The following is a 16,841-nucleotide window of genomic DNA, read 5'->3' as shown; positions in this document are numbered from 1 at the left end:
GCTTCATCATCGATGAAACGCTTTCAGAGATTCAATCAATCGAATCTAGACTATCAACGACCAGGCTTACCGAGCGTGGCTTAGCTAAACATTGCCGAGATAGACTCTTCGTTGCTGATGCGACGGATCGCTTCAGCCAGCATGCTTGATAGAGTCAATTGCGTAACTTTACCGGTCGCAGCCATCTCTTTCGAGAGGGTGATAGAGTCGGTGACAATCACTTGATCCAACACTGAGTTTTTGATGTTTTTCGCAGCGTTACCAGAGAATACGGCGTGAGTTGCGTAAGCAAATACGCGTTTGGCACCACGCTCTTTCAGCGCTTCAGCGGCTTTACACAGTGTGCCGCCGGTGTCGATCATATCATCGACAATCACACAGTCACGGCCTTCAACATCACCGATCAGGTTCATCACTTCAGAAACGTTGGCACGTGGACGACGTTTATCAACAATCGCGATATCGATATCACCCAACGCTTTGGCAGTTGCACGCGCACGCACGACACCACCTAAATCCGGTGAGACCACCACTGGATCTTCTAGATTACGTGCTTTCATATCTTCTAGCAGCACAGGTGTTCCGAAGATGTTATCAACCGGAACATCGAAGAAACCTTGGATCTGTTCAGCGTGAAGGTCAATGGTCAGCACGCGGTCAACACCAACGTTAGACAGGAAATCCGCCACGACTTTAGCGGTGATAGGCACACGCGCCGAGCGCACTCGACGGTCTTGGCGAGCATAACCAAAGTAAGGAATAACTGCCGTAATACGGCCTGCAGAAGCACGGCGCATTGCGTCAATCATAACCACCAGTTCCATTAGGTTGTCATTGGTTGGGGCACAGGTGGATTGAATGATAAATACATCGCTACCACGAACATTTTCATTGATTTGTACTGCCACTTCACCATCAGAGAAGCGGGAAACAGTAGCATCACCAAGCGAAATGTACAGACGATCTGCAATACGTTGGGCTAGTTCGGGTATAGCGTTACCAGCAAATAGCTTCATATCAGGCACGGTGGAAACCTCAGGGTTGCGTCCAGTTTTTAGTAAGGTCGGATTTTGGCTGATTGGTAATCAGCCAACGTCTTTATCAGCGGTGAAACATTGCGCCCTTGGGCGACAAACGCTAAGACGTGGTCAGATAATTGAGCGAAGACGGCCTGCGCATCTTTCCTGCTCGAAAACTCAGCAAAAACGCAAGATCCCGTCCCAGTCAATCTTGACGGCGCATATTGTAGCAGCCATGAAAGTTGCTGATCAACCTCGGGGTACAGTGATCGGACAATTTTTTCGCAATCGTTTTCGTAAGGGGTGGCAAGAAGGCTTGCCAGATCACGCTTTGGGGTATTTCTCGTCAGCTGTGGATGGCTAAAAATATCTTTGGTCGCGATGCTGACCGGCGGGCGTACCACTAAATACCATTGCTCTGTTGGTGTAGCCGGGGTTAATTGTTCGCCCACGCCTTCGGCAAAAGCGGCAAATCCACGGGTAAAGACTGGCACATCCGCGCCTAAGGTTAAACCGATCTCGGCCAGTTGTTGGTCGCTAAGTCCGGTTTGCCACAGGTAGTTAAGCGCAACTAAAGTGGTCGCCGCGTTGGAAGATCCGCCACCGATCCCACCGCCCATGGGTAACACTTTATGCAGTTTAATCTCTGCGCCGTAAGCGGATTGGCTATAATCTTTGAGCGCGATTGCCGCTTGATAAATCAGATTATCTTGTAACGCGACGTCGGCGAGAGCCGGAGAGAGGGTGATATTCCCACTGCGGTTGGCGGTAATGGTCAGCTCATCACCGTAATCGAGAAACTGAAACAAGGTTTGCAGATCGTGGTAGCCATTAGCACGGCGACCGGTGATATACAGAAACAGATTAAGTTTAGCCGGCGAAGGCCACACAGTGGTACCGTGGATCATGGGTGCAGTGTCCATTGTGAAATTGCGAGTTGAATCGAAGTGTGGTTTTGCTGGAGTTTGAGCCTATCAGGCAGTAGCAACTGCTGATTTTGCCATTCAATCGTCTGATAACGTTGATATTCGACTTGCCATTGTGCCGTGGCGGTAAACTTACTCAACTGGGCAAGGGTGTTATGTGAATTAAGCTGATAAGCGCTGGCTTGGGTTGGCAAACCTAACAGCCAATCTTCAAGTTGTGCCACTGGAATCTCTAATCCGGTTAAACGGAGGATCAGGCTTTGCGCATCCTGATCGCGGTAGGTTTGATCATCATAGGTATCGACTTGTGCGCCTTGCTCATCAACGTGTAAATTCAGCACGGTTTGACCAAGGAAATTGGTTAAACGTAGTGAGAGTCGCTGTGGAGTTTTTTGCCATTGAAAATTGAATGACTGGCGCTGTTCTGGGGTGATATAACCGAGTTTTCCGGTCAGTTGATAGGCTTGAATTTGCTGTAATGCTAATTGGTGGGTCTGCCATTCAACATTGACGGGCTGCGATGGGGAAGTGGCACAACCGGCCAAAACCAGCAGACTGACCCATCCAAGAATCATATGGCGTATGAGAGAATGCATAGGGCGTTTTTTATCCAAAAAGACAATGAAAACGCGCTCACTATAGCACTGTTCTCGCTAACTGCGGAAAACAAATCCGGTCTGCCCTTTCAATCAAAGAGGGCATCAAGTAAAATTCGCTGTCTAAACCTTCACCCTATCTCGGAACACGCTATAGATGTCTTTGCTTGCCATTGGAATCAATCACAATACGGCGTCGGTAGAATTGCGAGAAAAAGTGGCATTCGGGCCAGAAAAACTCTGTTTGGCGCTGCAGCAGCTCGCCAGCTATTCCTACGTAACCGGAGCGGTGATCCTCTCGACCTGTAATCGTACTGAAATTTATTGTGATGTGCGGGCGGCAGGCAAACAGAAAGTGATTGAGTGGTTATCTCACTTTCACCAAATCAGTTTGGATGAGTTTAAACCGAGTCTGTATATCCATGAAGAACAAGCGGCAATTCGCCATTTGATGCGCGTGGCGTGTGGGCTGGATTCATTGGTGCTCGGTGAGCCGCAAATATTAGGCCAAGTGAAGCAAGCCTATGCGCAAGCCAGAGAGGAACATGCGGTGAGCCCGGCCATCGAAAAGCTGTTCCAAAAAACCTTTTCCGTGGCAAAAAGGGTACGTACAGAAACCGAAATTGGTGGCAGTGCGGTATCGGTAGCTTACGCCGCATGTACCTTGGCAAAACACATTTTTGAATCGCTGGCACAGGCTACTGTATTGTTGGTTGGTGCGGGCGAAACCATTGAGTTGGTAGCCAAACACTTGGCGAGTCACCATTGCCAACGGATGATCGTCGCCAACCGTACTCGTGAGCGAGCGATGAGTTTCGCTCAGCAGTTTGACGCTCAAGTCATCGCACTCAATGAGATCCCAGCTTATCTTGCGCAAGCCGATATTGTGATCAGTTCCACCGCAAGCCCATTGCCGATTATTGGTAAAGGTATGGTGGAAAGTGCGCTCAAAGCGCGCCGCTATCAGCCAATGCTATTGGTGGATATCGCCGTACCGCGTGATATTGAACCGCAGGTTGGTCAGCTTAATGATGCTTATCTCTATTCAGTCGATGATCTGCAATCGATTGTCGAGAGCAACATCGAGCAACGCAAGGTGGAAGCCATTGCTGCCGAGGCGATGGTGAGTCAAGAAAGCGCGACCTTTATGAGTTGGATGCGCTCATTACAGGCGGTAGATAGTATCCGAGATTACCGTCAGCAGGCTAATCAAGCGCGTGAAGAGCTGGTGAGTAAAAGCCTACAAGTGCTGGCGGCGGGAGGCGATCCCGAAAAATTGCTTATAGAATTAAGCAACAAACTGACCAACAAACTAATTCACACCCCGACCCGTGCCTTACAACTGGCAGCGGAGCAAGGGGAACCGGCTAAATTGGCCGTGATCAGACAAAGTTTAGGTCTTGACGATCTAAATTAAATCTCAACTTAGAGTTTAAAGAAGCAATTATGAAAGCGTCGATTTTAAGCAAGCTGGAATCCCTTGTTGAACGCTACGAAGAGGTGCAACACCTCCTCGGCGATCCAGCAGTTATTGGTGATCAAAATAAATTCCGTGCTCTTTCCAAAGAGTATTCACAACTGGAAGAGATCACCCAGTGTTTCCAAGCTTACCAACAAGCGAAAGATGACTTGCTGGCGGCCGAAGAGATGGCACAGGAAGATGACGCCGAAATGCGTGAAATGGCGCAAGAGGAAATCAAAGCGGCTAAAGCGGCCATTGAACGCCTCACCGATGAGCTGCAAATTTTGCTGTTGCCGAAAGATCCAAACGATGATCGCAACTGTTTCTTGGAAATCCGCGCTGGGGCAGGTGGTGATGAAGCGGGTATTTTTGCTGGCGATCTGTTCCGCATGTACAGCCGTTTTGCTGAGAAAAAAGGCTGGCGTATCGAAGTGATGTCATCCAGTGAAGCTGAGCACGGTGGTTATAAAGAGATGATTGCCAAGGTCAATGGTGATGGTGCGTACGGTACGCTGAAGTTTGAATCTGGCGGTCATCGTGTGCAACGGGTACCGGCCACCGAAGCGCAAGGGCGTATCCACACTTCGGCTTGTACGGTAGCGATCATGCCAGAAATTCCTGAAGCGGAAATTCCAGAAATCAAAGCCAGCGATCTGAAAATCGATACTTTCCGCTCCTCGGGTGCGGGTGGTCAGCACGTTAACACCACCGATTCGGCGATCCGTATCACTCACTTACCGACCGGTATTGTGGTTGAGTGTCAGGATGAGCGTTCGCAGCATAAGAACAAAGCTAAAGCGATGTCAGTGTTGGCGGCGCGGATTGCCCAAGCGGAAGAGTCTAAACGTGCGGCGCAAATTTCAGATACGCGACGTAACCTGCTCGGCTCTGGTGATCGCAGTGACCGGATCCGCACCTATAACTACCCACAAGGCCGGGTTTCCGATCACCGGATTAACTTGACCGTGTATCGCTTAACCGAAGTGATGGAAGGCGATCTGCAATCACTGATTGAACCGGTGATCCATGAACATCAAGCCGATCAGCTCGCGGCACTGGCGGATCAAAACTAATCCATGTCAGTCACGATTGAAGCGGCATTAAAAGCGGCCAGCGAGCAACTGCAACACAGCGGCAGTGATTCGCCAGCGCTTGATGCCGCGGTGTTACTTTGCCATGTATTGGCTAAGCCGCGCTCTTATTTGCTGACTTGGCCAGATAAACTGTTGGATCAAGCAACGCTGGCCGCTTGGCAAAATCTGCTCGTGCGCCGGATAGCAGGCGAGCCGGTGGCTTATATTCTTGGTGAGCGCGAGTTTTGGTCGCTGCCACTCAAAGTCTCTCCCGCCACGCTGATCCCACGTCCTGATACTGAACGCTTGGTCGAATTAGCGCTGGAGAAAGCGGCGTTAATTGATGGAGAACTGCTTGATTTAGGCACAGGAACTGGCGCGATTGCGCTGGCCTTGGCATCAGAATTGCCAACGCGGCGAGTCACGGGCATCGATTTACGTCCGGAAGCGGCGGAGTTAGCTCAGGAGAACGCGATTCGTTTGGCGCTCGACAATACGCAGTTTTTACAAGGTAGTTGGTTTAGTCCGCTAGTTTATGGTACGAAGTTTGCTTTAATTATTTCCAACCCGCCCTATATTGACCCACACGATCCACATTTAGATCAGGGCGATGTCCGGTTTGAGCCGAAAAGCGCGTTAGTCGCGGCTGAAAATGGTTTGGCGGATATTCGTTATATCAGTGCCCATGCACCTGATTTTTTACTCGATGGTGGCTGGTTGCTGTTTGAGCATGGCTATGATCAAGGGGCGGCAGTGCGCACTATGTTGCATCAGTTAGGTTATCAAAGCATTACCACTGAGCAAGATTATGCGGGTAATGATCGAGTGACACTCGGGCAATTCATCACGGGATGTGCATCATGTACGAAGGATTAAAACATTTTCATCTATTGACGATTGGCGTGAGCGCCATGCTGTTATCGATTCGCTATGTGTTGATGATGATCGACTCAGTGCATCTTGAGCGTAAGTTTTTCAAATTTTTTCCCCATATCAACGACACGTTATTGCTGTTATCGGGGATTGCTCTGGTCATGATCACCGGCTTTATTCCTTTTACCGATGCTGCGCCGTGGATGACTGAGAAATTCACCTGTGTATTGGCTTATATCGCGTTAGGCTTCTTTGCGCTTAAGCTCGGTCGCAACAAACTGCTGCGCAGTTTTGCCTTTTTTGGCGCATTAGGTTGGTTGGCGATGGCTGGTAAAATTGCGATCGCCAAAGCTCCTCTTCTGTTTAGTTAAGGTCAGGGCAGGCTCATGCAGAACTGGAGTGATGAAGATTTTGATGCGCTGGAATTAGTTGAGGGTGCATTGGTACTTAATCAAGCGATTAATCCTGATACCCAAGTTGCATGGGCGCAGGGCGAGTTAACTCGCTTATTAAAGGAAGCGCAATTAGCGCTGAGCGATGAGCATGATCCGCAAGCGCGTTTTACACGCTTTCTACACCTGTTTTACCATCAGTGGGGTTTTAGCGGTGATAGTGAAGCGTATTTTGATTCACGTAATGCTTTTATCGATCAGGTTCTAAAGCGCCGTAAAGGGATTCCTGTCAGTCTTGGCGCATTGCTACTCTATATCGGGCGTAAACTCGGTTTTCCATTGCACAGTATTAACTTCCCGACCCAATTTCTGTTGGCGCTGGATTGGCCGGGAGAAGCGCCGATCTATCTCAATCCATTTAATGGTGAACGGGTCAGTCAACATACTTTGCAAGCTTGGCTGGTTGGCCAGCAAGGTCCGTTAGCCAAGCTCAATCCATCCCATCTACCACGAGTGGATAACCCGAGCATTATTGGCCGCTGGTTGGCGCTGATCAAAAGTGCTTTACTGCGCGAAGAACACTATACTCTGGCGTTAAGATGCACCAATTTGGCGCTTACTTTTGTGCCCGATGACCCTTATGAAATCCGTGATCGTGGTTTTATCTATCAACAGTTAGCTTGTCACCAAATTGCGATGGCGGATTACCAATATTTTATTGAACATTGCCCGCACGATCCGGCGAGTGAACTGTTAAAAAAACAAGTCAATTTGCTCAGTCACGGCAGACCAGTGACGCTGCATTAACCTAATAAGAGAGATTAAGATGGAACACAAAATTGTCCATGTCGGTGATATTCCGGTAGCGAATAATCTGCCATTTACCCTATTTGCGGGCATGAACGTGTTGGAATCGCGTGATTTGGCGATGCAAATTTGTGAATACTACGTGAAAGTGACTGAAAAACTGGGCATTCCTTACGTGTTCAAAGCCTCATTTGATAAAGCCAACCGCAGTTCAGTGCACTCATATCGTGGTCCGGGTCTTGAGCAAGGCATGAAAATTTTCCAAGAGTTGAAGCAAACTTTTGGGGTGAAAATCATTACCGATGTGCATACCGCAGAGCAAGCTCAACCCGTTTCCGAAGTGGTGGATGTGATCCAATTGCCGGCATTTCTGGCGCGTCAGACCGATCTGGTGGAAGCAATGGCTAAAACCGGTGCTGTGATCAATGTTAAAAAACCACAATTTATGAGCCCAGGTCAAGTCGGCAACATCGTTGAGAAGTTTGCCGAATGTGGCAATGACAAGGTGATTTTGTGTGAACGTGGTTCTTGCCATGGTTATGATAATTTAGTCGTGGATATGCTTGGGTTTGGCGTGATGAAACAAGCATCTAACGGAAGCCCGATTATTTTCGATGTCACTCACTCACTGCAAATGCGTGATCCTTCAGGAGCGGCATCCGGTGGTCGTCGTCAGCAAACTGTTGAACTCGCCAAAGCGGGTTTAGCAACGGGCATTGCTGGTCTGTTTATTGAAGCGCATCCGAACCCAGACCAAGCGAGATGTGATGGTCCATCAGCGCTGCCACTGGATAAACTTGAACCGTTCTTAGCGCAAATGAAGGCGCTGGATGATCTGATCAAAAGCTTCGCGAACATCGATATCCGCTAAGCGGAGATTTTTCGCTCTAGCATCGATTTAAGCCCACCGACAGGTGGCCTTTTTCATTGTGGTGTTCGTCGATCGTGTTTTGTCCGATGGTAGTCTGAGCCGATTGCAGGCCGCTATTGGTGGTTTTAAGTGATCTGAGCGACATAAATATGCAATTAAGCTGTCGCATTACTTATGTTATTTTAGACTCAAGCGAGTTTTAATCGTGTGATCCGCCGCGTGTAGGATGTTAGCTCGCGGCGATACGATTGCTCATCTGCACTTTTTAGCCGTGGTTTTTTCCGATCAAAGGTATGACAATGCAATTAAAGCCTATTCTAAAATCTTTACTCGGTGTCGCGATCGCCGCTTCTTTGGCCGGGTGTGTCACTCAGCCAACACATCAGTGGCAAGCCGACCAAACTTACCGATTGACCATTTTACACACCAACGATCATCATGGCCGTTTTTGGCAGAATCAATATGGTGAATATGGCATGGCCGCTCGCAAAACACTGATTGATCAGCTAAGAGCGGAGATTGAAGCGCAGGGTGGTAGTGTGTTGCTGCTCTCGGGGGGCGACATCAACACTGGCGTACCAGAGTCTGATCTGCAAGATGCCGAGCCCGATTTTAAAGGCATGAGTAAAATTGGTTACGATGCAATGGCGCTTGGGAATCATGAGTTTGATAACCCACTCGAAGTGCTGTTTAAGCAGCAACAGTGGGCCAATTTCCCGATGCTGTCAGCCAATATTTATGACCAAGCCACCGGCAAGCGCCTATTTGAACCGTACCATATCTTTGATAAGCAAGGGATCAAGATTGCTGTTATCGGGCTGACCACGGAAGATACGGCAAAAATTGGCAACCCTGAATTTATCACAGGTATCGATTTTCGCGATCCCAAACCAGAAGCCAAGCAAGTGATCGCTGAGCTGAAGAAAAAAGAGAAGCCGGATCTGATCATTGCGGTTACCCACATGGGGCACTACCAAAATGGTGAGCATGGAGTGAATGCGCCGGGTGATGTGGCTTTAGCACGTTATCTGCCTGCAGGTGAGCTCGATATGATTGTTGGTGGTCACTCACAAGAACCGGTGTGTATGGAAGGGCCGAATCTGATCACCAAGAACTTTAAACCGGGCGATCAATGTAAGCCGGATTTCCAAAATGGCACTTACATCGTACAAGCTTACGAATGGGGCAAATTCGTGGGCCGTGCCGATTATGAGTTCCGTAATGGTGAGCTGAATATGGTCAGCTATGATCTGATCCCTGTGAACTTAAAAAATAAAGTTGATGTTAATGGTCAAACACAGCACGTATTTGCCACTACGGAAATTCAGCAAGATGTGGAGCTATTGGAATTTCTGCGCCCTTATCAGGAAAAAGGCCAACAGCAACTGGGGGTAAAAATTGCCGATAGCAATGGTAAGTTGGAGGGTGATCGACATGTTGTGCGCTTTCAGCAAACTAATTTAGGGCGGATGATTGCACTTGCCCATATGCAGCGTGCCAAAGCGGATTTTGGCATTATGAACTCGGGTGGTGTGCGTGATTCGATCCCCGCTGGTGATATCACTTATAAAGATGTGTTGAAAGTGCAGCCGTTTGGCAACATCGTGAGCTACGTGGATATGAATGGTCAGGAAGTGCTGGATTATCTGAACGTGGTGGCGACTAAGCCGGTTGATTCGGGAGCCTATGCTCAGTTTGCTGGAATTGCGCTGACAGTGGCCAACGGTAAAGTCACTGATGTGCAAATCGCGGGTAAACCGCTGCAGTTGGATCAGACTTATCGTTTCACGCTACCCAGTTTTAATGCGGCAGGCGGTGATGGTTATCCAAAAATTTCCGATCATCCCGGGTATGTGAATACTGGATTTGTCGATGCGGAAGTCTTGAAAGATTTCCTTGAAGCCCAGAGTCCGATTGACATCAAACGTTTCGCTCCAGCCGGTGAAATTGTTTATCGTTAATAAGATTTGACTGTATGGGTTGAATTGCGTTTAGTGACAGGCGGTGTAAAACACCGCTTTTTTGTTTTCCATTTCAATATGGAAGCGAGCTTTATCTGCCCAACCAGTAGGGTGAGTCAATGAGGATACGCGATTTATGACGCCTGCGATTAATCTTGCCAAGAAAAATAAAATCTCTCATACCATTCATCAATACCAACATGATCCGAACCACACCAGTTATGGCTTAGAGGCCGCGCAGGCGCTTGGTCAAGATCCTAAACAAGTGTTTAAAACCTTACTGTTTTGCCTTAATGGTGAAGAGAAAAATCTCGCGGTGGCGATCATTCCGGTTGATTTAAAACTGAATTTAAAATTAGCCGCCAAAGCGGCACACGCCAAAAAAGCAGAGATGGCCAAGCCGGATATTGCAGAGAAAACCACTGGTTATGTGGTGGGTGGGATCAGCCCACTTGGTCAAAAAAAATTATTGCCAACGTTTATTCACCAGAGCGCAGCATGCCAAGCGACCATTTGTGTCAGTGCCGGTAAACGCGGCTTAGAAATTGAGTTATCTCCCCAAGATTTGGCACGTTTAACGCGCGGTCAGTTTGCCGAATTGTGCCAAGCGGATATTTAGCCGTGCTAAATAAAAACGGCCTTGATCAAGGCCGTTGCTTTACTATCGCGAGATGAATGATGCTGCGAGATTATAATGTCGTTGGGAGATTAATCTCGCGCTTGTTGTTCCATTTGCGCATTGTCCACGACGTGGTTTTCACCTAAGTCTTTTGGCAGAATGAGGTTGAGCGCAATTGCAACGATGCCGCACAAGCTCACCCCTTGTAGGCTGAAATCACTGACACCAAATGCCATGCCGCCGATACCAAACACTAAGGTTACCGCGACAATCACTAAATTGCGTGATTTGTGCAGATCTACCTGATTTTTGATCAGCGTATTCAAACCTACCGTGGCAATCGAACCAAACAGCAAGATCATAATACCGCCCATCACCGGCACTGGAATGGTTTGCAGTAATGCGCCGAGTTTACCCACCAGAGCGAGGATAATAGCGGTGATGGCTGCCCAAGTCATGATCGCCGGATTAAATGCGCGGGTTAGCATAACGGCACCGGTCACTTCACTGTAGGTGGTGTTTGGTGGCGCGCCAAGCATAGTCGCGGCCATGGTCGCTACTCCATCACCAGCAATTGTGCGGTGTAAGCCTGGTTTTTTTAGATAATCTTTGTTGGTCACGTTAGAAATGGCCAACATATCGCCCACATGCTCAACCGCAGGAGCAATCGCGACTGGGATCATAAATAGAATGGCGTTGATGTTAAATTCAGGAAAGGTAAAGTTTGGCAACGCCAGCCAAGCCGCTTGTTCGACCGCTGTAAAATCAACCACGCCCATCACCAGTGACAACGCATAGCCGCTAATAATGCCAGCCAAGATTGGCACCAGCTTGAAAAAGCCCTTGGCGAACACGCTAAAGACAACCGTGACTAGCAGCGAGAGACACGAGATCCACAATGCTGCTTGTGGGTCGATGAGTTGCAGAGCGCCATCTCCCGTTTTACCAAGCGCCATATTGACCGCTGCCGGCGCCAGCCCTAAACCAATCACCATTATGACAGGGCCAACCACCACTGGTGGTAGCAGTTTATGGATGATGGCAACGCCACGTAATTTGATGACACAACCGAGGAAGATATACACCGCACCAGCTGCCATCAAGCCACCCATGGTTGCTGGGATCCCCCAAGTTTGGATACCGAACATGATTGGGGCAATAAAAGCAAATGAGGAGGCGAGGAAGATAGGAACTGAGCGGCGGGTAATGAATTGAAAAAGCAGTGTTCCGAAACCGGCACCGAATAGTGCGACATTGGGATCTAATCCCGTCAGCAATGGAACCAGAACCAACGCTCCAAATGCAACAAACAGCATTTGCGCGCCTTGGATGGCATTTTTCATCGTATTTTCCCTGATGCAAATAAAAATTCGCGAGAGTTTACCATTTCTGCAATCGATTGCGAGGCAGTGAGATCAAAAAATGCCAGAATTATTGGTTGCTATTGGATAATGACCTAGATCGCGTCGCACCAATTCAAATACGGAACGCTAGTCTGTCTGCCTTGCTGAACGAGGGATAGTTGCTTATCATCGTCATTCAGTAAACAGAATGTAGGTATAGTATGCGCTATTTAGTTGTGTTGATGCTGGGATTGCTGACCTTTCCCGCCCTCGCACTCACTCAAGTCAACTTGTATCAAACCGAAGTAGTGCTGGATCTGCAACAAAGCGATGCTGATGCTGCCGCACGTGTCCGTGCCATGCAAGAGGTGATTGTACGTGCGACCGGTAGTCAAGCGGCTCTGACCAATGAGGCGGTACAAAAAGCACTGCGCCAAAGCAATCAGTACATTACCCAGTTCAGCACTCTGCAGCAGGGCTCACAGCCTGTGATGCGGTTACAATTCAGTGCACCACATATTCGTGCCTTGCTCACCCAAGCGCAGTTGCCTTTTTGGCCCGAAAATCGCAGTAACTTGTTAGTTTGGCTGGTTGAAGAGGCAAACTATGATCGCACGATTGCTTGGGAGCACTCTGATACTCAATGGCTAAACCAGATCAAAGCACGCGCGCGGGCGCGTGGCTTACCTTTGACCGTTCCGGTCGGTGATTTTGATGATGTGACCGGGGTACAAGTGGCGGATTTGTGGGGCGGTTTTGTCAATCCAATCAGTGTCGCCAGTCAGCGCTATCCAACCGATGCAGTATTGGTCATACGTGCCCAAGGTGCGGATTTACGTTGGAGTTTGTTTGATCAATCAGCCAGTTCGATGCTGCAGCAACCGACCGCCCCTTTGACTGGTCAAACATCCGGCGCGCAAGCTGCCAGTGATATGATTGATCAAATCAGTGATTACTACGCGCGTAAAAGTGCTGTCGTAGTGAGCAGTGAATCTTCTCAGTTTGTGCTTGCGCAGTTTAGCCCGCTCAATAGTGGGGCGGATTTCTTTACGGTCGAGAATAAACTTAAGCGGTTAAGTTCGGTCGCGTCATTAGAGATTTTGAATATTCAGGGCGCTCAAGTGACGTTTAAAGTGCATTTGCTGACCAGTGCACAAGAGTTCAGCAATGAAGTGCTCAGAATGGGGCAAGCGGTATTGCTCGATACATCAGCTGCCGATTTCTCCTCTCCATCACCCGCTGAGTATAGCGCTGGTGAGATTGCTGTCGAGGCGCCGAGCAATCAAGCAGATTCGCTGCCCGTGCAGCCTGAGCTGCCATCATCTCAAGCGGTGACGCTGTATTTTACTTGGCAAGGCTAAGTCATTTAGCGATATGTGATGGATAAAATAGCGCCCAATTAAGGCGCTATTTTTATGTGCTAATTTGATCTCATTTTGGCGGATGACGATGGCTAAGCGCCGCGTTTTGGGTTGCCCATAGGTAAAAAGATCATCGTTGGTCAAAAGGGGCGTTTTTTGCGTTTTTAAATGGAGCCCGCCCACGTTGCTTATTGCTGAGTATTTACAGAATTTCCAGCACTTGCTCGGGTGGACGACCAAGACGTGCCTGACCACGACATACCACAATTGGCCGTTCGAGGAGTTTTGGGTGCTGCGCCAATGCGGTAAACAGTGCGTCATCACTTAGTTGGTGATCACCTAACTGGAGCTCGTGATACAAATCGTCTTTGCAGCGCATCATGCCACGGACTTCACTCAAGCCTAGCTGCTGGTAGAGTTGCTTGAGTTCTGGTATTGAAGGCGCCTGCTGTAAATAGTCAATCACTTGTGGGGCGATCCCTTGCTGAGTTAATAGCGCTAAAGTTTCGCGACTTTTCGAGCATTTCGGATTGTGGTAAATCACGACTGACATTCTTTCTCCTTAACGGATTTTATTATTGGAGTGATAAAAAGCGTTCACGCTGCACCATCAACTGATCTATTCGTGCATCATAACGGGCTTGAGCTAAGCTGCCGAGTTCAACCAGTTGACTGGCCTGAGTGTAAAACTGAATGGCTTTGTTCCAGTTGGCTTGCAGTGCCATGATTTCGGCGCGTGCGGCAAGCTCTTCCGCACTATTGCCTAAGCGGTTATTGGCCTCTGACAGGAGTTGCCATCCATTAAGATCATTGGGGTGGTCGTGACTATAGCGCTGCAAGATGCGAATGGCATCGGCAAACTTATCCTGTTTGAGCAGTACATTGGCATAGTTTATGGTCAAAACTGGGTTGTTGGGTGTTTGTTTGAGCGCAGTTTCTAATCGACTTTGCGCTTTGGCCGCTTGTTGAGTATCAAGATACAAATCGCTGATCGCATCGAGGTAAAAAGGGTTGTCAGGCTGCTGGCTGACCAATTGGCTAAGCAGCGGCTCCGCTTGATCGAATTGTTTTAAATCGAGATACACTAAAGCCTTACCATATTGAATGGCTGGCTGCAGGTTTGGGTTGATTTTTTTCTCATTACGAGCAAACCAATCTAAAGCGGCATCGGCATCAATTCCGGCATAACGGGCGATGATCCGCGCACGCGCTAACTGATAGTCGAGATCCGGAGTCCAACGAAGTGGTGGATATTGCCGTGCACGTTCCCGACTATCGGTGATGCGATCTTCGGGTAGTGGGTGAGTGAGCAGCATTGGCGGTGGTTTACTGGCATAACGGTATTCATCGGCGAGACGGCCAAAGAATTGCGGCATTGCATTAGCATCGAATCCCGCTTTGGCTAGGGTCGCAATACCAAATCGATCCGCTTCTTTTTCATTATTGCGCGTGTAGTTAATCTGGCCTTGAATGCTGCCGGCCATGGTGGCATTGATGGCGGCAATGCCAACTTCTGGGGCGGCAATCGCTAATAGTAACGAGCCTGCCAGTGCGGCAATGGTTGCGGGAGAGCGGCGTGCTTGTTCTTCCATACTGCGCGCCAAATGACGTTGTGTTACGTGAGCGATTTCGTGCGCCATTACCGAGGCGAGTTCACTTTCACTCTGGGCATGTAAAAACAGCCCTGAATGCAGCGCGACATATCCGCCAAAGAAGGCAAAGGCGTTGATATTGCGATCGCGGATCATAAAAAATGTAAATGGCGTTTTCACATCATTGGCATTGGCGACCAAACGGTGGCCTAAATTATCGATGTATTGATTAAGTACCGGATCATTAATCACCGGCTGGCTATTACGCAGCATGCGCATATAGGCATCACCATAAATCAGCTCTTGATCTATGGTTAAGGTTGCTCCGGCGACAGTGCCGATATCCGGCAATTCGATGCTTTCTGTTTGAGCCAAGGTAAAGCATGAATGAGCGGCAATGCACAAGCATAATAGGGTGCGGGTCGGGAACAATTTCATGATAGCGGTGCATACTCCGAATGTATTTGCCAGTAAGACATAATGGATGCCAATTGGTTGCGAGATCCGGCGCTAGTGCCGTGAATTTCCTGTTAAAATCTGTTAGCTATCAACGGCAATAGATGTAACCCTGAACGAAAGCCGATACAATGTGTCACCTATATTAAGGATTAAGCGCCAGAATGGAACCGATTCTTGTCGATTTGCGTCAGCAACGTTGCCCGATAGCTTTGTTGCTAGCCAAGCGAGCCACCGCGGCACTCTTGCCCAATCAATCATTAACTATTTTGATTGCCGATCCCGCCTCATTACACGATATTGAACAATATATGGCTCAGTTGCCTGTTCACTGCCAGCGTACCCCACATCGCGAGTATGATTCGCTGATGGTTAGCCAGGAGAGTTGCTCGAATGTTTGAAATGATCAGTCGTTGGTATAAACGACGTTTCTCTGATCCACACGCGGCCAGTTTAGTTGCGATTTTGCTGTTTGGCTTTATTACCATCTATTTTTTCGGACATTTGATTGCCCCTTTGTTGGTGGCGATTGTGCTGGCTTATTTGTTGGAGTGGCCGGTCCATCAACTGCATCGCTTACGTATTCCGCGCACGCTGGCGGTGATTTTGGTGATCACCGTGTTTACTGGCTTGATGATTCTGGCGCTGTTTGGTTTAGCACCGACGATTTGGAAGCAGGTCGGCAACTTAATTAATGATGTACCGAATATGTACAACGGTACTCAGCAGTTCATCACCAGTTTACCCGAACGCTTTCCTGAATTGGCTCATTTGGAAATTATTGAGCCGGTGATCAGTAATGCGAAAAATAAAGTGCTCGGCATGGGTGAGAGTGTGTTGAAAGGCTCACTGGCCTCGTTGATCAGTTTAGCTACGCTAGCAGTTTATTTGATTTTGGTGCCTTTACTGGTGTTTTTCTTGCTCAAAGATAAACAACAAATGTTGCATATGGCGAGCGGTATTTTGCCGCGTAATCGCAAGCTGGCGACCAAAGTATGGGAGGAGATGAACCAACAAATCTCTAACTATATTCGCGGTAAGGTGCTGGAAATCGTGATCGTCGGTACGGTCAGTTATATCACTTTCGCGATATTAGATTTACGCTACGCCGTGCTGCTGGCGGTCGCGGTTGGACTTTCGGTATTAATTCCTTATATCGGTGCGGCGGCGGTAACGGTACCGGTGGCGATTGTGGCTTTGTTTCAATGGGGACTGACGCCACCTTTTTATACTCTGCTGATTGCTTACAGCATCATCCAAGTGTTGGATGGCAACGTATTAGTACCAGTGCTCTTTTCCGAAGCCGTTAATCTGCACCCAGTAGCAATTATTGTGGCGGTGTTAGTGTTTGGTGGATTATGGGGCTTTTGGGGGGTGTTTTTTGCTATTCCATTAGCCACTCTGGTCAAAGCGGTATGGAAAGCGTTACCCAGTGTTGATGATGATCACGAACTTAACTCGTAACGGAAGCACTAAAGCCAAATTATGCG

General features: G+C 48.5%; 17 protein-coding genes. 11 read left to right on the top strand and 6 right to left on the bottom strand.

Features of this window, described 5'->3' with window-relative positions; translation table 11 throughout:
* Positions 1–80 precede the first annotated feature (80 nt).
* The 3 genes from G7083_RS02425 to lolB are packed head-to-tail and all read right to left on the bottom strand — an operon-like array spanning position 81 to position 2,541.
* Complete coding sequence (locus tag G7083_RS02425; RefSeq protein WP_166013425.1) at positions 81–1,025, bottom strand: ribose-phosphate pyrophosphokinase; 945 nt, start codon at positions 1,023–1,025, stop codon at positions 81–83.
* A gap of 29 nt (positions 1,026–1,054) precedes the next feature.
* Positions 1,055–1,927, bottom strand: coding sequence for a 4-(cytidine 5'-diphospho)-2-C-methyl-D-erythritol kinase (gene ispE / locus G7083_RS02420; protein ID WP_166014973.1), 873 nt, complete (start codon positions 1,925–1,927; stop codon positions 1,055–1,057).
* Positions 1,924–2,541, bottom strand: coding sequence for a lipoprotein insertase outer membrane protein LolB (gene lolB / locus G7083_RS02415; RefSeq protein ID WP_166013424.1), 618 nt, complete (start codon positions 2,539–2,541; stop codon positions 1,924–1,926). Before lolB ends, ispE begins: the two co-directional genes overlap by 4 nt.
* Positions 2,542–2,698: 157 nt before the next feature.
* On the opposite strand from lolB, the gene hemA reads away from it, so the two are divergent.
* The 8 genes from hemA to ybaK all read left to right on the top strand — a co-directional run bounded on the left by hemA (position 2,699) and on the right by ybaK (position 10,599).
* Positions 2,699–3,958, top strand: a complete 1,260-nt coding sequence (gene hemA / locus G7083_RS02410; protein WP_166013423.1) for a glutamyl-tRNA reductase — start codon at positions 2,699–2,701, stop codon at positions 3,956–3,958.
* Positions 3,959–3,987: 29 nt separating this feature from the next.
* Positions 3,988–5,076 carry a peptide chain release factor 1 gene (prfA, locus tag G7083_RS02405; protein ID WP_166013422.1) on the top strand — a complete coding sequence of 363 codons (1,089 nt, stop codon included), beginning with the start codon at positions 3,988–3,990 and terminating at the stop codon, positions 5,074–5,076.
* A gap of 3 nt (positions 5,077–5,079) precedes the next feature.
* Positions 5,080–5,952 carry a peptide chain release factor N(5)-glutamine methyltransferase gene (gene prmC / locus G7083_RS02400; protein WP_166013421.1) on the top strand — a complete coding sequence of 291 codons (873 nt, stop codon included), beginning with the start codon at positions 5,080–5,082 and terminating at the stop codon, positions 5,950–5,952.
* A complete protein-coding gene (locus G7083_RS02395; RefSeq protein WP_166013420.1) occupies positions 5,937–6,320 on the top strand; it encodes a SirB2 family protein in 384 nt (127 codons plus the stop codon). The genes prmC and G7083_RS02395 overlap by 16 nt, the downstream gene beginning before the upstream one ends.
* 15 nt (positions 6,321–6,335) lie before the next feature.
* The gene (locus G7083_RS02390; protein ID WP_166013419.1) at positions 6,336–7,148 is read left to right on the top strand and encodes a SirB1 family protein; all 813 of its coding nucleotides are present in this window, start codon (positions 6,336–6,338) and stop codon (positions 7,146–7,148) included.
* A gap of 19 nt (positions 7,149–7,167) precedes the next feature.
* Positions 7,168–8,019 carry a 3-deoxy-8-phosphooctulonate synthase gene (gene kdsA / locus G7083_RS02385; RefSeq protein ID WP_166013418.1) on the top strand — a complete coding sequence of 284 codons (852 nt, stop codon included), beginning with the start codon at positions 7,168–7,170 and terminating at the stop codon, positions 8,017–8,019.
* 299 nt (positions 8,020–8,318) lie between these two features.
* On the top strand, positions 8,319–9,980 hold the full coding sequence (gene ushA, locus G7083_RS02380) for a bifunctional UDP-sugar hydrolase/5'-nucleotidase UshA (RefSeq protein ID WP_166013417.1): 1,662 nt from the start codon (positions 8,319–8,321) through the stop codon (positions 9,978–9,980).
* Positions 9,981–10,116: 136 nt separating this feature from the next.
* Positions 10,117–10,599, top strand: a complete 483-nt coding sequence (gene ybaK / locus G7083_RS02375) for a Cys-tRNA(Pro) deacylase (RefSeq protein ID WP_166013416.1) — start codon at positions 10,117–10,119, stop codon at positions 10,597–10,599.
* Between the two features lie 89 nt (positions 10,600–10,688).
* Here the strand turns inward: ybaK and G7083_RS02370 are convergent, their stop codons facing one another.
* Positions 10,689–11,942 carry a uracil-xanthine permease family protein gene (locus tag G7083_RS02370; RefSeq protein WP_166013415.1) on the bottom strand — a complete coding sequence of 418 codons (1,254 nt, stop codon included), beginning with the start codon at positions 11,940–11,942 and terminating at the stop codon, positions 10,689–10,691.
* Positions 11,943–12,163: 221 nt separating this feature from the next.
* On the opposite strand from G7083_RS02370, the gene G7083_RS02365 reads away from it, so the two are divergent.
* On the top strand, positions 12,164–13,303 hold the full coding sequence (locus G7083_RS02365; protein WP_166013414.1) for a DUF2066 domain-containing protein: 1,140 nt from the start codon (positions 12,164–12,166) through the stop codon (positions 13,301–13,303).
* A gap of 202 nt (positions 13,304–13,505) precedes the next feature.
* Here G7083_RS02365 and arsC read toward each other — a convergent pair whose 3' ends face one another.
* Positions 13,506–13,856, bottom strand: a complete 351-nt coding sequence (gene arsC / locus G7083_RS02360) for an arsenate reductase (glutaredoxin) (RefSeq protein WP_166013413.1) — start codon at positions 13,854–13,856, stop codon at positions 13,506–13,508.
* A 22-nt stretch (positions 13,857–13,878) separates the two neighbouring features.
* Positions 13,879–15,333 (bottom strand): M48 family metallopeptidase, encoded by a 1,455-nt coding sequence (locus tag G7083_RS02355; protein ID WP_166013412.1) that lies wholly within the window; start codon positions 15,331–15,333, stop codon positions 13,879–13,881.
* Between the two features lie 182 nt (positions 15,334–15,515).
* On the opposite strand from G7083_RS02355, the gene G7083_RS02350 reads away from it, so the two are divergent.
* Together G7083_RS02350 and G7083_RS02345 are read left to right on the top strand one after the other, a co-directional pair.
* Positions 15,516–15,752, top strand: coding sequence for a sulfurtransferase TusA family protein (locus G7083_RS02350; protein WP_166013411.1), 237 nt, complete (start codon positions 15,516–15,518; stop codon positions 15,750–15,752).
* Positions 15,745–16,815, top strand: coding sequence for an AI-2E family transporter (locus G7083_RS02345; RefSeq protein WP_166013410.1), 1,071 nt, complete (start codon positions 15,745–15,747; stop codon positions 16,813–16,815). Before G7083_RS02350 ends, G7083_RS02345 begins: the two co-directional genes overlap by 8 nt.
* Positions 16,816–16,841: the final 26 nt, after the last annotated feature.

Source organism: Vibrio sp. HDW18 (assembly GCF_011306175.1).
GTDB classification, from domain to species: domain Bacteria; phylum Pseudomonadota; class Gammaproteobacteria; order Enterobacterales; family Vibrionaceae; genus Vibrio; species Vibrio chanodichtyis.
Note: the sequence above shows the minus strand (reverse complement) of the source record. Positions and strands in the feature narration are given on the sequence as shown.

Coding starts and splice junctions, on each gene's coding strand:
- ispE (WP_166014973.1), bottom strand. CDS start 1,927: ATGATCCACGGTACCACTGTGTGGCCTTCGCCGGCTAAACTTAATCTG.
- G7083_RS02355 (WP_166013412.1), bottom strand. CDS start 15,333: ATGAAATTGTTCCCGACCCGCACCCTATTATGCTTGTGCATTGCCGCT.
- G7083_RS02345 (WP_166013410.1), top strand. CDS start 15,745: ATGTTTGAAATGATCAGTCGTTGGTATAAACGACGTTTCTCTGATCCA.
- ushA (WP_166013417.1), top strand. CDS start 8,319: ATGCAATTAAAGCCTATTCTAAAATCTTTACTCGGTGTCGCGATCGCC.
- kdsA (WP_166013418.1), top strand. CDS start 7,168: ATGGAACACAAAATTGTCCATGTCGGTGATATTCCGGTAGCGAATAAT.
- lolB (WP_166013424.1), bottom strand. CDS start 2,541: ATGCATTCTCTCATACGCCATATGATTCTTGGATGGGTCAGTCTGCTG.
- G7083_RS02395 (WP_166013420.1), top strand. CDS start 5,937: ATGTACGAAGGATTAAAACATTTTCATCTATTGACGATTGGCGTGAGC.
- arsC (WP_166013413.1), bottom strand. CDS start 13,856: ATGTCAGTCGTGATTTACCACAATCCGAAATGCTCGAAAAGTCGCGAA.
- G7083_RS02365 (WP_166013414.1), top strand. CDS start 12,164: ATGCGCTATTTAGTTGTGTTGATGCTGGGATTGCTGACCTTTCCCGCC.
- hemA (WP_166013423.1), top strand. CDS start 2,699: ATGTCTTTGCTTGCCATTGGAATCAATCACAATACGGCGTCGGTAGAA.
- prmC (WP_166013421.1), top strand. CDS start 5,080: ATGTCAGTCACGATTGAAGCGGCATTAAAAGCGGCCAGCGAGCAACTG.
- G7083_RS02390 (WP_166013419.1), top strand. CDS start 6,336: ATGCAGAACTGGAGTGATGAAGATTTTGATGCGCTGGAATTAGTTGAG.
- prfA (WP_166013422.1), top strand. CDS start 3,988: ATGAAAGCGTCGATTTTAAGCAAGCTGGAATCCCTTGTTGAACGCTAC.
- G7083_RS02370 (WP_166013415.1), bottom strand. CDS start 11,942: ATGAAAAATGCCATCCAAGGCGCGCAAATGCTGTTTGTTGCATTTGGA.
- G7083_RS02350 (WP_166013411.1), top strand. CDS start 15,516: ATGGAACCGATTCTTGTCGATTTGCGTCAGCAACGTTGCCCGATAGCT.
- ybaK (WP_166013416.1), top strand. CDS start 10,117: ATGACGCCTGCGATTAATCTTGCCAAGAAAAATAAAATCTCTCATACC.